Below are 641 nucleotides of genomic sequence, written 5' to 3'. Positions count from 1 at the left end.
CAGCTCGACCGGCTTGCCCTCGACCCAGAAGCCCGGGCCGAGCGGGAACGTGCGGGTCCGGCCGCGCCGGTCCTCCAGGACCACCACGTGCATGCCGCCGGACTTCTCGACGCGGACGATCGCACCGACCCAGCCGGTCTGCACCTCCTCGACCACGAGCCCCAGCTCGGCGGGCGTGGGCTGCGACGTGGGCCGCCGCCCGCGCTGCGCGCCGGGAAACTCGGGGGAGAGCACATCGGACCCGTACCGTTCGTCGACCACGTCAAGAGCCTAGGTCGGCTCCTTCGCCGAGTGCTGGATCTCCGCTTCCCCGGAGTGTCTTCGGGCGTCACCGGACGCCGCGGAGCGCCGCCTCCGTGCGGGTGGCCACGCCCAGCTTGCGCAGGATCGCCGAGACGTGGACCGAGACCGTCTTGGCCGAGATGAACAGCCGCTCGGCGATCTGCCCGTTGGTCAAGCCCTCGGCCACCAGGGCCAGCACCTGGCGCTCGCGTGCCGTGAGGGCGTCGGTCCCGCTGCCCGACGGCGGGGCGCCGGCAGCCCCGTCCACCAGCCCCGCGCGGTCGATCAGGCCCTGCGCCTGCCGGACGACCAGTCCCGCCCCGAGCTTCTCCGCCTCCACGACCGCCGCGCCGAGCGCC

2 protein-coding genes are annotated in these 641 nt (G+C 74.4%); both read right to left on the bottom strand.

Annotation, left to right across the window (positions count from 1 at the left end; all coding sequences use genetic code 11):
- On the bottom strand, positions 1-261 hold a 261-nt coding region (locus PROKR_RS04115), incomplete at its 3' end, for a DUF3097 family protein (protein ID WP_036959792.1).
- A gap of 67 nt (positions 262-328) precedes the next feature.
- Positions 329-641: helix-turn-helix domain-containing protein (locus tag PROKR_RS04110; protein ID WP_211240025.1), on the bottom strand; the 313-nt coding region annotated here is incomplete at its 5' end.

Source organism: Promicromonospora kroppenstedtii DSM 19349, assembly GCF_000515355.1.
Classification (GTDB): Bacteria; Actinomycetota; Actinomycetes; order Actinomycetales; family Cellulomonadaceae; genus Promicromonospora; species Promicromonospora kroppenstedtii.
The sequence above is the reverse complement of the archived record's forward strand: the minus strand, read 5'-3'. Positions and strand labels throughout refer to the sequence as shown.